10 protein-coding genes are annotated in these 13,616 nt (G+C 40.2%); 8 read left to right on the forward strand and 2 right to left on the reverse strand.

The genetic code is table 11. From position 1 onward, the window contains the following. Nucleotides 1-3 precede the first annotated feature (3 nt). Nucleotides 4-1,287 carry a tRNA (N(6)-L-threonylcarbamoyladenosine(37)-C(2))-methylthiotransferase MtaB gene (gene mtaB, locus ME1_RS01765; protein ID WP_004862455.1) on the reverse strand — a complete coding sequence of 428 codons (1,284 nt, stop codon included), beginning with the start codon at nucleotides 1,285-1,287 and terminating at the stop codon, nucleotides 4-6. Next, the gene (dapF, locus tag ME1_RS01770) at nucleotides 1,287-2,138 is read right to left on the reverse strand and encodes a diaminopimelate epimerase (RefSeq protein WP_004862457.1); all 852 of its coding nucleotides are present in this window, start codon (nucleotides 2,136-2,138) and stop codon (nucleotides 1,287-1,289) included. Before dapF ends, mtaB begins: the two co-directional genes overlap by 1 nt. A gap of 231 nt (nucleotides 2,139-2,369) precedes the next feature. Here dapF and ME1_RS01775 point away from each other — a divergent pair, with 231 nt between their 5' ends. From ME1_RS01775 to lpdA, 8 genes are all read left to right on the forward strand, one after another. Then, nucleotides 2,370-2,915: an AprI/Inh family metalloprotease inhibitor gene (locus ME1_RS01775; protein ID WP_004862459.1), complete on the forward strand. Its 546-nt coding sequence runs from the start codon at nucleotides 2,370-2,372 to the stop codon at nucleotides 2,913-2,915. Between the two features lie 100 nt (nucleotides 2,916-3,015). Next, nucleotides 3,016-4,197 carry a cell division protein ZapE gene (gene zapE, locus ME1_RS01780; RefSeq protein ID WP_004862461.1) on the forward strand — a complete coding sequence of 394 codons (1,182 nt, stop codon included), beginning with the start codon at nucleotides 3,016-3,018 and terminating at the stop codon, nucleotides 4,195-4,197. 283 nt (nucleotides 4,198-4,480) lie between these two features. Further along, a complete protein-coding gene (mdh, locus tag ME1_RS01785) occupies nucleotides 4,481-5,443 on the forward strand; it encodes a malate dehydrogenase (RefSeq protein WP_004862463.1) in 963 nt (320 codons plus the stop codon). 94 nt (nucleotides 5,444-5,537) lie between these two features. Continuing rightward, nucleotides 5,538-6,734, forward strand: a complete 1,197-nt coding sequence (sucC, locus tag ME1_RS01790) for an ADP-forming succinate--CoA ligase subunit beta (protein ID WP_004862465.1) — start codon at nucleotides 5,538-5,540, stop codon at nucleotides 6,732-6,734. 3 nt (nucleotides 6,735-6,737) lie between these two features. After that, entirely contained in the window at nucleotides 6,738-7,640 is a 903-nt protein-coding gene (sucD, locus tag ME1_RS01795; RefSeq protein ID WP_004862466.1) for a succinate--CoA ligase subunit alpha, read from the forward strand. Between the two features lie 157 nt (nucleotides 7,641-7,797). Beyond that, nucleotides 7,798-10,797: a 2-oxoglutarate dehydrogenase E1 component gene (locus ME1_RS01800; protein WP_004862468.1), complete on the forward strand. Its 3,000-nt coding sequence runs from the start codon at nucleotides 7,798-7,800 to the stop codon at nucleotides 10,795-10,797. 32 nt (nucleotides 10,798-10,829) lie between these two features. After that, nucleotides 10,830-12,071, forward strand: coding sequence for a 2-oxoglutarate dehydrogenase complex dihydrolipoyllysine-residue succinyltransferase (odhB, locus tag ME1_RS01805; protein ID WP_004862470.1), 1,242 nt, complete (start codon nucleotides 10,830-10,832; stop codon nucleotides 12,069-12,071). 31 nt (nucleotides 12,072-12,102) lie between these two features. After that, nucleotides 12,103-13,509 (forward strand): dihydrolipoyl dehydrogenase, encoded by a 1,407-nt coding sequence (gene lpdA / locus ME1_RS01810; protein WP_004862472.1) that lies wholly within the window; start codon nucleotides 12,103-12,105, stop codon nucleotides 13,507-13,509. Nucleotides 13,510-13,616: the final 107 nt, after the last annotated feature.

Genomic DNA, 13,616 nt, shown 5'->3' on the forward strand with positions numbered 1-13,616 from the left:
TGCTCAAGCGGCATTCAGTTTTGGAAGGACAGCAATTAATTTATCACTATCATGGTCAACGATAAGGGCTTGAACGATTGTTCCAGCTTTTGCACCTTTAATGTGTACAAGAGTATAATCTTCTGTTCGCCCAATTTCATCTTTTTCAACGAGAATTGTTTGTTGACTGTTTTGTAAATGAGCAAGATGCTTTTTATAAGCTTCATCACCTGCTTTGCGCAATCTTTCTGCACGGACTTTTACCACTCTACGGTCGATTTGTGGCATACGCGCGGCAGGTGTCCCTTCTCTTGGACTAAAAGGAAAGACATGAAGATGTGTTAGATTACACTCATCGATCAAAGAGAGGCTATTTTGGAACATCTCTTCCGTTTCAGTGGGAAAACCAGCAATTAAATCAGCACCATAAACCATTGTAGGACGTTTGGCACGCAAGTCTTGGCAAAATTGAATTGCATGTTCACGTAAATGCCGTCGTTTCATTCTTTTTAGAATCATATTATCGCCTGCTTGTAAGGATAAATGCAAATGAGGCATTATTTTCTTTTCATAGGCTAAAAGATTGATGAGTTCTTCGTCTGCTTCAATAGAATCTATAGAAGAAAGACGTAATCGAGGCAAATCAGGAACATGATGCAAAATGGTTGAAGTTAATTTTCCTAGAGTGGTTTTTCCAGGGAGATCGTGGCCATAACTTGTAAGATCTACACCTGTCAGAACAACTTCTTGAATACCATTGCCTGTTAGTTTTTTTATTTGTTCAATGACAGCACCCATGGGGACTGAACGTGATGGCCCACGTCCATAAGGGATAATGCAAAATGTACAGCGATGATCGCAGCCATTTTGTACCTGTACAAAGGCTCGGGTGCGCTCTTCCATTGCACTCACCATATGTGGAGCAATCTTTTGTATCTCCATGATGTCATTGATGCGCAATTTTTCGGAATGGTTGATGCCAAAATCAGGAAGTTGACGATAAGAATGAGCATGGAGTTTGTCCTCATTCCCTAAAACAAGGTCAACCTCTGTCATTGAGGCAAAATTTTGCCCTTCTGTTTGTGCAGCACAACCTGTTACAATAATACGCGCATGAGGATTTTCACGTCTTGCTTTACGAATAGCTTGTTTTGCTTGTCGCACGGCTTCGGCAGTGACAGCACAGGTGTTAAAGATAATAGCACCATCTTTGAGTTGACCTAGCCCCGAAGAAGTACTTTCTTTCCGTATGATTTCTGATTCGTAGCTGTTTAGTCGACAACCAAAAGTTACAATTTCTATTGTCATTACGAGTGATCCTTTTTGTAATTCCCTGTTAAAGGGTCAAAAAAACCACTAAATTCATATTCGACTGGACCCGTCATTATAATGTGATTATCTTCTCGATAAAAAATATTCAGTGTTCCCCCTGGTAAATTCACATCGATATGGCGTTTTGTGAGTCCACGTCGATAAGCCGCCACCGCACTTGCACAAGCAGCACTCCCACATGCTTGTGTTAATCCGGCTCCTCGCTCCCATGTACGTAAATTGAGGCTTTTCTTTGACGTAACATAAGCAATGGAAATATTGCACCGTTCTGGAAAAAGAGGATCATATTCAAGTGTTGGTCCGTACTTTTCTAATGGAATATGTTGAACATCACTCTCAACAAAAAAAATAGCATGGAGATTGCCAATGGATACAAGACAAGCATCTTTTAAAGGACCAGCCGTAAGTTCCACGTGATTGGTGTCACATATTTCACGTGAAACAGGCATCTCTTTTGCATTGAAATGGGGTTTTCCCATGTCAACAGAGATCAGTCCACCAGCTTGGCGTTTTCCTTCAATAATTCCAGCAGGTGTTTCCAATTGAAAAATTTCACCATAATTGTGGTCTATGAGCCATGCAATTACGCAACGGGTACCGTTACCGCAAGCTTTAGCCATTGAGCCGTCAGCATTCCATATTTCGATGCGAAAGTTGGCTTTCTTTTTTGTTGATGTGTGAATGGCCATAATTTGATCAAAATGTGTTTGAGGATCTACCGATAAAGCGAGGATTGCTTGTGGTGTGAGGGCGTGTGTGCTTTCACGCATATCAGCAACAATGATTTGATTGCCAAGACCGTTCATTTTGCTGAATGGTGTTTTCATGAAATTTCTCTATTTTTAGTGATTTCCCACAAAAGATATATGACTGAAAAACTTATAAATTTCTAGTGTTTAATCATAAAACTGGTAGTAAAAAATTATTTATCTTTAAAATAGACAATTTTTATCCTGTTTTTTTTAATTTGTTAATTTATCTTTGTAAAATGCCATATAACAAATGTTCATCTATTTCTTTGGGTGAGCTTATTTATTGTCGTGGGAAAGAGTATAGATATGTCATTTTCAAAAATTTCGTTCTTCGTTGCAACATCAATTGTAATTTCTTTGGCAGGATGTTCAACATCTCGCTTTGACAGTAACAATGACGATAATACATTAGAAGTTTTTTATCCACTTCAACAAATGCAAACAGAGGTGATGTCTGATTTGCCATCTTCTTATTCGTCAGCACCTGAAGCAGCAGATGTTTCGATGTATGAGAAAGGAGATTCCCAAAGTGATGGGCGAATGGCTAATCTCGAATTGCCAAGCAATGCCATTGATTTGTTTCCTGCAAGTATTGCGGGGGTGTGGAATCTTTCTGTAGGTGGAAAAGTTTGCCGAATTGCAACACCACAAACAAAATATGGTCAAGGATATCGTGCTGGTCCTTTACACTGTCCAGGAATCGTTTCTCAGGTAAATTCGTGGACTGTTAAAGGAAAAAGATTATATTTCTATAATAATTCAGGACGCGTTATCATTACTCTTTATTCTTCCAGTGTTGATCGTTTTGAGGGGCGTACACTCGATGATCGTCCAGTTGTTTTAAGCCGTTAGATCATTTTTGGTTTTTTATGAAAAAATAAGAAATTTGTGCACAGGTCTGTGAAGCGAATTTATATTTTTCATTGGAAACAGATTGAAAAAGGTTGTTTGGATGGTGTTAGTGTCGACGCGCTATAAGGAGCTGGTATACAAAGGAGAAATAAGTTTTGATCCTGCTCAATTGGCTTTAACGAAGCATTTTGATCGTTTATTAAAAGATGTTGTGAAAAAAAATGCTTCTCGGCCTTGGGCATTTTGGCCTTTCTTTAAGAAAAAAAAACAAACCTTTGTTCATGCTTCAAGGCAAGATGAAAGTCCCTTTCAGGGATTGTATATTTATGGTGAAGTAGGGCGAGGCAAAACCATGCTCATGGATTTGTTCTTTTCTTGTTTGCGCCAAGAGCGTAAAAAACGCGCCCATTTTAATGATTTCATGGCTGATGTACATGAGCGCATCAATATTTATCGTCAAAGATCAACATGTGCAAAAGCTGGAAAAGATAATCCTATTTTAGCTGTCGCTGAAGATCTTGCACGAGAAGCTCAGGTACTTTGTTTTGATGAATTTAGTGTAACAGATATTGCAGATGCTATGGTATTAGGGCGTCTTGTTTCTGCTTTGTTTGATAAAGGGGTTTTCTTCGTTGCCACTTCAAACGTTGCTCCAGATAATCTTTATTATAATGGTTTAAATCGAGAACTTTTTTTGCCTTTTATTCAAGTTTTGAAAGCACATGTTCACATTCTCAATCTTGATGCAAAAACAGATTATCGTCTTGAAAAATCAAATCTACAACATGTGTATATAACGCCGTTAGGATTGGAAGCCAATAAATGCATGGATCAAGCTTGGGCATTGGTGCTGCAAGGACAGAAGGAAACATCTGATGAACTTTCTATAAAGGGGCGTTTTATTCATATTCCACGTACTGGAGCGGGATGCGCACGCTTTGATTATCAAGATTTATGTGCAAAGCCTTTGGCAGCAGTTGAGTATTTAGTATTAGGGGAGCGTTATCATACGATTTTTATCGATAATGTACCTGTGATGGACGATACATGTCGCAATGAAACGAAACGGTTTATTTTACTGATTGATATTCTCTATGAACGCAACATAAGACTATTTATGTCTGCAGCAGCTGTACTTGAGGATTTATATAAAGGATGTGCACAGACGGCAGAAACATTTGAGTTTAAAAGAACACAATCGCGTCTTTTTGAAATGCAAAGTCAAGATTATTTAAAATTTTGGTCAGAGCGCTTTCTTTTAAAGGGGAAAAGCGGAATATAACTTTACCTTTACGTAAACTGTAAAAATAATAACTCTTTGGACTTAAAAGAAGTGTGATAATTCTGTTGTATTTTTTTAAAATTCATTTTATCGATACTTCATGGTAATTTTCTGATAGTTGTTTCTGTGGAGAATTGTTGCTTCTATGAAAAGAAAAATTTGGTCAGTTTTGTCTCTTTCTCTTTTTAATGATTTATTGAAAATATAGCTAAGGTCAAAGAAATATTCAGTATACTGGCGCTGATAAGTGTGCGCTGAGTTCTCTAATGTTAGGAAGAAAAAAATGGCACGAAAAAAAATAGCTCTTATTGGCTCAGGTATGATCGGTGGTACTTTAGCACATATCATTGGACTTAAAGAGCTTGCCGATGTTGTCTTATTTGATATTGCCGAGGGTATGCCACAGGGTAAGGCTCTTGATATTGCCGAATCTTCACCCGTTGATGGTTTTGATATCAGTTTAAAAGGTGCCAATGCTTATGAGGCAATTGAAGGGGCTGATGTTGTTATTGTAACAGCAGGAGTTGCACGAAAACCTGGTATGAGCCGCGATGACCTTTTGGGTATTAATCTGAAAGTGATGGAGCAAGTTGGGGGCGGGATTAAAAAATATGCATCTTCAGCGTTTGTTATTTGTATTACAAATCCTCTTGATGCGATGGTATGGGCATTGCAAAAATTTTCAGGTCTTCCTACACACAAAGTTGTTGGAATGGCTGGCATTCTCGATTCAGCACGGTTTCGTTACTTCTTATCTGAAGAATTTAAGGTCTCTGTTAAAGATGTGACAGCATTTGTTTTGGGAGGGCACGGTGATTCGATGGTCCCTCTCGTGCGTTATTCAACGGTGGGTGGCATTTCTTTGCCTGATCTTGTGAAAATGGGTTGGACAACACAGGAGCGGATTGATCAAATCATTCAACGTACCCGTGATGGTGGTGCGGAGATCGTAAGTTTATTAAAAACAGGATCTGCTTTTTATGCACCAGCAGCTTCTGCTGTTTCTATGGCTGAAGCCTATTTGAAGGACACTAAGCGTGTTGTTCCTGTTGCAGCCTATCTTTCAGGAGAATACGGGGTGAATGATACATATGTTGGTGTTCCCGTTATACTTGGTGCAGGTGGTGTGGAGCGGGTTATTGAAATTGATCTTGATAAAGAGGAAAGAGATGCTTTTGAGCGTTCAGTGAATGCGGTGCAACAACTTTGTGAAGCTTGTATCGCTCTTGTACCTAGTCTCAAATAAATATTGAGCAAGGTTCTGTTTATGAAAACAGAGTATTTAGAATATAATAATTTAAGGATTAATGAAGTGATCCGTAAAAGAAAAGGACAAATGCATGAATATCCATGAATATCAGGCTAAGCGTCTGCTTCATGAATATGGAGCACCAATTGCAAATGGTGTTGCTGTTTATTCTGTAGAGCAAGCTGAAAAATGGGCAAAAAAATTGCCTGGACCACTCTATGTGGTTAAAAGTCAGATACACGCTGGTGGTCGTGGTAAAGGAAAGTTTAAAGAACTTGGTCCTGATGCAAAGGGTGGTGTTCGGCTTGCAAAGTCTGTTGAAGAAGTTGTTGCACATGTCCAAGAAATGCTCGGTAAAACTTTGGTAACAAAACAGACCGGACCAGAGGGCAAGCAGGTCAATCGCCTTTATATTGAGGATGGTGCCGATATTGAGCGAGAGCTTTATCTTTCACTTTTGGTTGATCGTACCGTTGGTCGGGTTGCTTTCGTTGTTTCAACGGAAGGAGGTATGGATATTGAAACGGTTGCTGAAGAAACACCAGAAAAAATATTAACTCTACCCATTGATGCTGTACAGGGTGTTACTGCTGCCGATTGTACAAGGCTTTGTGATGCACTAGATTTGCGCGATAGTGCAAGAGAAGATGGTGAAAAACTTTTTCCCATTCTCTATAAGGCGTTTTGTGAAAAAGATATGAGCCTTCTTGAAATCAATCCGCTTATTGTGATGAAAGATGGCCATTTGCGCGTTCTTGATGCAAAAGTTTCTTTTGATAACAACTCTTTGTTCCGTCATCCAGATATTTTGGAATTGCGCGATATCTCAGAAGAAGATCCAAAAGAGATTGAAGCATCAAAACATGATCTTGCTTATGTTGCTCTTGAAGGCACAATTGGTTGCATGGTCAATGGGGCAGGTCTTGCTATGGCCACAATGGATATCATTAAACTTTATGGGGCAGAGCCCGCAAATTTTCTTGATGTGGGTGGTGGAGCTTCAAAAGAAAAGGTAACGGCTGCTTTTAAAATTATTACCGCTGATCCAAATGTTAAAGGGATTTTGGTTAATATTTTTGGCGGTATTATGCGTTGCGATGTGATTGCTGAAGGTGTGGTTGCTGCTGTAAGAGAAGTTGGTTTAAAGGTTCCCTTGGTTGTTCGTCTTGAAGGCACAAATGTTGAGCAAGGTAAAGCAATTATCAGTGACAGTGGTTTGAACGTTATTCCCGCTGATGATTTAGATGATGCTGCTCAAAAAATTGTTGCAGCCGTGAAGGGAGCTTAAGTTATGTCGATTCTTGTGAATAAAGATACAAAAGTTCTGGTTCAAGGGCTTACGGGAAAAACAGGGACGTTCCATACAGAACAGGCGCTTGCTTATCATGGCACGCAAATGGTTGGTGGTGTTAACCCTAAAAAGGGTGGTGAAACTTGGGAAGGTTCAAAAGGTGAAACTCTTCCTATTTTTTCTAGTGTTGAGGAAGGAAAAGCGAAAACAGGAGCAGATGCTTCCGTTATATATGTTCCTCCCGCAGGGGCTGCAACTGCTATTATGGAAGCTATTGATGCTGAAATCCGTTTAATTATCTGTATTACGGAAGGCATTCCTGTTATGGACATGGTTAAAGTAAAGGCGAGATTGGAGAAATCAAAATCACGTCTCATTGGTCCTAATTGTCCTGGTATTCTCACACCCAATGAATGTAAAATAGGTATTATGCCCGGTTCTATTTTTAGAAAAGGTTCTGTCGGTGTTGTTTCGCGGTCGGGAACTTTAACTTATGAAGCAGTCTTTCAAACTAGTCATGAAGGTCTTGGGCAAACTACAGCTATTGGTATTGGTGGTGATCCTGTTAAGGGCACTGAGTTTATTGATGTGTTAGAGATGTTTTTAGCTGATGAAGAAACCCAATCTATTGTTATGATCGGTGAAATTGGTGGTTCTGCTGAAGAAGAAGCAGCACAATTTCTCAAAGATGAAGCAAGAAAAGGTCGTAAAAAGCCGGTGGTTGGTTTTATTGCTGGTCGTACAGCTCCTCCAGGACGTACAATGGGTCATGCTGGTGCTGTTATCTCTGGTGGTAAAGGTGGAGCAGAAGATAAAATTGCTGCTATGGAAGCAGCTGGAATTCGCGTTTCTCCTTCACCATCGCAGATAGGAAAGACTTTGATGTCGGTTTTGAAGGGGTAAAAAAATTACCTGAATAAGAATTTTTTCTTATTCAGGTGAAACATTAGGTATAAAAAGGTGAAGCTTTTTTGAATTTTCTGATCTTTTTTTGCTTTACAGGCATTTAGGGGTCGAAAAGAGATATAAGGAGACGGAATAAAATGTTCCGGAGAGGTATATGGCAAGGCAGGACGAAATAAATAGTCTTTTTGCACAAACGTCTTTTCTGTATGGTGGAAATGCGGATTATATAGATCAGCTTTATGCCCAATATGAAAAAGATCCCACCAGTGTAGATTCGCAGTGGCGTACTTTTTTTGAAAACCTTCATGATAAAAAAGAAGATGTTCTCAGAAATGCTGAAGGGGCAACATGGCAACGTGATCATTGGCCGTTAAAGGCAAATGGTGAGTTAGTTTCTGCTCTTGATGGCGATTGGTCTGCTCTTGAAAAGCGTGTTGGTGATAAATTAAAAGAAAAAGCAGCCGCGGGTGCTGTGCAAAAAGGAAAAGCCTCTAGCGAACAAGATATTATTCGAGCAACCCGTGATTCTGTCCACGCACTTATGATGATTCGTGCTTTTCGAGCACGTGGGCATCTTCATGCAAAGCTCGATCCTCTTCAATTGGCGGAAAAACTTGAAGACTACAAAGAGCTCTCTCCAGAAGCTTACGGTTTTACACCTGCTGATTACGAGCGACCAATTTTTATTGATAATGTTTTAGGGTTAGAATACGCAACTATTCCGCAAATGCTTGAAATTCTCAATCGTACTTATTGTTCAACGATTGGGGTGGAATATATGCATATTTCCGATCCTGCTCAAAAAGCATGGCTTCAAGAGCGTATTGAAGGACCAGATAAGCAGATTGCTTTCACACAGAAAGGCAAGAAGGCTATCCTTAATAAGCTTGTTGAGGCAGAAGGGTTCGAACAGTTTCTAGATACGAAATATAAAGGAACAAAACGTTTTGGACTTGATGGTGGTGAAGCGCTGATTCCTGCTCTCGAGCAGATTATTAAATGTGGTAGTGCTTTGGGTGTGCAGGAAATTATTTTAGGAATGGCACATCGTGGTCGTTTAAACGTTCTTTCACAAGTACTAGCAAAACCCCATCGGGCTATTTTTCACGAATTCAAAGGGGGATCTTATAAACCCGATGATGTAGAAGGGTCAGGTGATGTCAAATATCATTTGGGAACTTCAGCTGATCTTGAATTTGATGGTAGAAAAGTTCATTTGTCGCTTGTGGCTAATCCATCTCATCTTGAGATTGTTGATCCAGTTGTTATGGGAAAGGCGCGGGCTAAACAAGATCAACTTATGGGGCTTACGCACACTGATGCACTCCCATTAACTGAACGTTCAAAGGTTTTGCCATTGCTTATTCATGGTGATGCTGCTTTCGCTGGGCAAGGTGTTATTCAGGAAACTTTTGGTCTTTCAGGTCTTAAAGGTTATAATGTTGCAGGCTCTGTTCATGTCATTATCAATAATCAGATTGGTTTTACAACGGATCCACGTTTTTCGCGCTCCTCGCCTTATCCATCAGATGTAGCAAAAATGATCGATGCTCCCATTTTTCATGTGAATGGTGATGATCCTGAAGCTGTTGTTTTTGTTGCAAAAGTGGCGACAGAGTTTCGTCAAATTTTCCATAAACCCGTGGTAATTGATATGTTCTGTTATCGCCGTTATGGACATAATGAAGGAGATGAACCCTCCTTTACACAACCGCTTATGTATAAAGCAATTCGTAATCACAAAACGACGCTACAGCTTTATGGTGAACAATTGGTAGCCGAAGGGGTGGTTGCTTTAGAAGAAATTGAGCAGCAAAAGAAACAATGGCGCGATAAGCTTGAAAGTGAATTTGAAGCTAGTGCTTCTTATAAACCCAATAAGGCTGATTGGCTTGATGGAAGCTGGACGGGTTTAAAGGCTTGTAGTAGCGCTGAAGAGCAACATTGTGGGACAACTGGTGTTGCGATAGAGACTTTAAAGGAAATTGGTCAGAAACTTGTAGATATACCAGCAGATTTTCATGTGCATAAAACGATACAGCGTTTTTTGAGTAATCGCGCTAAAATTTTTGAAACCGGAGAAGGTGTTGATTGGGCAACCGCTGAAGCTTTAGCTTTTGGTTCACTCTGCTTAGAAGGAGCGCCGGTGCGTCTTTCCGGTGAAGATGTAGAACGTGGGACTTTTTCACAACGCCATTCGGTTCTTTATGACCAAGAAAATGAAGCGCGTTATATTCCTTTGAATCATTTACAGAAGGGGCAAGCTCTTTATGAGGTTGTCAATTCTATGCTCTCTGAAGAAGCTGTTCTTGGTTTCGAATATGGATATTCCCTTGCTGAACCACGGGGGTTAACGCTTTGGGAAGCGCAATTTGGCGATTTTTCTAATGGAGCACAGGTTATTTTTGACCAATTTATTTCTTCTGCAGAGCGCAAATGGCTCCGTATGTCTGGTCTGGTGTGTTTGTTGCCTCATGGTTTTGAAGGGCAAGGACCTGAGCATTCTTCGGCACGTTTGGAACGTTTCCTTCAACTTTGTGCCGAAGATAATATGCAGGTTGCTAATTGTACGACACCTGCAAATTATTTTCATATTTTGCGTCGCCAGATTAAACGCGATTTCCGTAAACCTTTGATTTTAATGACACCAAAATCACTTTTGCGTCATAAGCGGGCTGTTTCTCTTCTCAGTGAAATGGGGACGGAAATGAGTTTCCAGCGTTTGTTACTTGATGATGCAGAATGTCTCAAAGATTCTGCTGTCAAATTGCAGAAAGATAGTAAAATTCGCCGTATTGTTCTTTGTACAGGTAAGGTTTATTACGACCTTTATGAAGAACGTGAAAAAAGAGGCATTGATAATGTTTATTTGCTGCGTGTTGAACAGCTTTATCCTTTTCCTGCGAAAGCTTTGGTAGATGTATTATCGCGTTTTTTACAGGCAGAAGTTGTTTGGTGCCAAGAAGAACCAAAGAATATGGGGGCTTGGTCATTTATTGAGCCTTATTTAGAATGGGTCTTGACGCATATTAATGCTCAATATTCACGTGCACGTTATGCAGGGCGTCCTGCAAGTGCATCACCGGCCTCTGGGTTGATGGTGAAACATCTTGAACAACTTGCTGCGTTTCTTGAAGACGCATTAGGTTCTTAATTTATGACTACTCTGATGTATGGAAAAATATTATGACTACTGAAATCCGTGTTCCTACTTTGGGAGAATCAGTTACTGAAGCAACAGTTGGCAAATGGTTTAAAAAACTTGGCGAAGCTGTTGCTATGGATGAGCCCTTGGTTGAATTAGAAACTGATAAAGTAACAGTTGAGGTTCCTTCGCCTGTTGCGGGAAAATTATCTGAAATCATTGCAAAGGAAGGCGATACGGTTGAAGTGAATGCGCTTTTGGGAGCAGTTGAAGCTGGAGCTGCTGGTGTTGCTAAATCACCGTCGTCTTCTGATACATCTGTGTCTGTAGTTCCGTCTGAATTGGAGCAGCCTTCTTCAAGCAATACAATGCCCCCTGCTCCTTCTGCTGCAAAATTAATGGCTGAAAATAATATTGCAAAAAGTGATATTTTGGGTTCTGGAAAACGGGGACAAATTCTCAAAGAAGATGTTCTTAATGTTTTAACACAAGGGGTAAAAGCGCCACCTCCTGCTGTTTCTGCATCTAGCTCTGCATCTGTACCTGCCTCTGTATCTAGTTCTTCCGATGCTTCTGTTCAGGAAATGCGTGAGGAACGAGTCCGTATGACGAAATTGCGTCAAACAATTGCACGCCGTCTTAAAGATGCACAGAATACAGCGGCAATGTTAACCACATTTAATGAGGTTGATATGTCTGCGGTGATGGATTTGCGCAAGCGTTATAAGGATCTGTTTGAAAAGAAACATGGTGTTAAGCTTGGTTTTATGGGATTTTTTACCAAGGCTGTTTGTCATGCGTTAAAAGAACTGCCTGCTGTTAATGCGGAAATTGATGGGACAGATATTATTTACAAAAATTATGTTAATGCCGGAATTGCTGTTGGAACAGATAAGGGGCTTGTCGTTCCTGTCGTTCGTGATGCAGATCAGATGTCGTTGGCAGAAATTGAAAAGGAAATCGGCCGGTTGGGTCGTCTTGCTCGTGATGGAAAATTAGCAGTTTCTGATATGCAGGGTGGAACTTTCACTATTACCAATGGTGGGGTTTATGGATCATTAATGTCAACGCCGATTTTGAATGCTCCACAATCTGGTATTTTGGGAATGCATGCTATTAAAGAGCGGGCAATGGTTATTGATGGCCAAATTGCTATTCGCCCTATGATGTATCTAGCACTTTCTTATGATCATCGTATTGTAGATGGCCAAGAAGCTGTGACTTTCCTTGTGCGTGTTAAGGAAAGTTTAGAAGATCCGGAACGCCTTGTTCTTGACTTGTAAAATAGAGTTTTCAGAATGAAAGGAAAAACGGATGTCTTATGATGTGGTTGTGATTGGAGCGGGACCAGGTGGTTATGTCGCGGCAATAAAAGCAGCGCAATTGGGCCTTAAAACAGCAATTATTGAAAAGCGTACAACGTTGGGAGGTACATGTCTTAATGTTGGTTGTATTCCTTCTAAAGCGTTGCTCCATGCCTCGGAAGTGTTTGCTGAAACGCAGCATGGCTTTGAAACACTTGGTATTTCTATTGCAAAATCGAAGCTTAATCTTAATCAAATGATGGCGCATAAAAAGGCTGTTGTTACAGCTAATACCAGTGGCGTTTCTTTTTTGATGAAAAAGAATAAAGTTGATACTTTTTTTGGTACAGCCAAGATTTTAGCCGCGGGTCAAGTTGAAGTCGTTGCTAGGGATGGTAATAAACAAACGATTGCAACGAAAAATATTATTATTGCTACAGGTTCAGAGAGTTCGAGCATTCCGGGTGTGAATGTTGAAATCGATGAAAAGGTTGTTGTCTCTTCTACAGGGGCTCTTGCCCTTGAAAAAGTACCAACACACATGATTGTTGTTGGGGCTGGTGTTATTGGTTCAGAGCTTGGTTCAGTTTGGAGCCGCTTAGGCGCTAAAGTTACTATTATTGAATATCTTAATAAAGTTTTAGGATCAATGGATGGTGAAATTTCACGGCAGTTCCAAAAAATAATGGAAAAACAGGGAATTGAATATAAGATTGGCGCGAAAGTGACAGCTATTACGCAATCTGGTTCAGGAGCTCAAGTGAGCTTTGAAGCGGTCAAAGGTGGTGAATCTGAAACTTTAGAGGCTGATGTTGTGCTCATTGCTACTGGACGTTCTCCATACACGGAAGGTCTTGGTTTGGTAGAAGCTGGTGTTAAAGTGGATGAGCGTGGTTTTATTGATATCGATGCGCATTGGCAGACGAATATTCCAGGAATTTATGCAATTGGTGATGTTGTTAAAGGACCAATGCTGGCGCATAAAGCAGAGGAAGAAGGCGTTGCTGTAGCAGAAATTTTGGCAGGTCAAAAAGGGCATGTTAATTTTGATGTCATTCCTAGTGTTGTTTATACACAGCCGGAAATTGCTAGTGTGGGAAAGACAGAAGAAGAACTAAAAGCTGCCGGTATTGATTATAATGTTGGTAAATTTCCTTTTATGGCCAATGGTCGTGCACGTGCGATGCAGAAAAATGATGGCTTTGTTAAAATCCTTGCGGATAAAAAGACAGATCGGGTTTTGGGTGGACATATTCTTGGATTTGGGGCTGGTGAAATGATCCATGAAATTGCAGTTTTAATGGAATTTGGTGGCTCATCAGAAGATTTAGGACGTTGTTGCCATGCACATCCTACTTTATCAGAAGCAGTGCGAGAGGCAGCTTTAGCAACATTTGCTAAACCACTACATATTTAATATCTGGTTTGACGCTTTTTAGCGCTTTATAACTCCTTCTGAAAAGGGGAAAGATGCTATTTTCGAATTTACATGTTGTGTATTTTTGAAAAAACCGCCTTTTTAAA

The sequence above is a fragment of the Bartonella vinsonii subsp. arupensis OK-94-513 genome (genome assembly GCF_000278235.1).
Lineage (GTDB): Bacteria > Pseudomonadota > Alphaproteobacteria > Rhizobiales > Rhizobiaceae > Bartonella > Bartonella arupensis.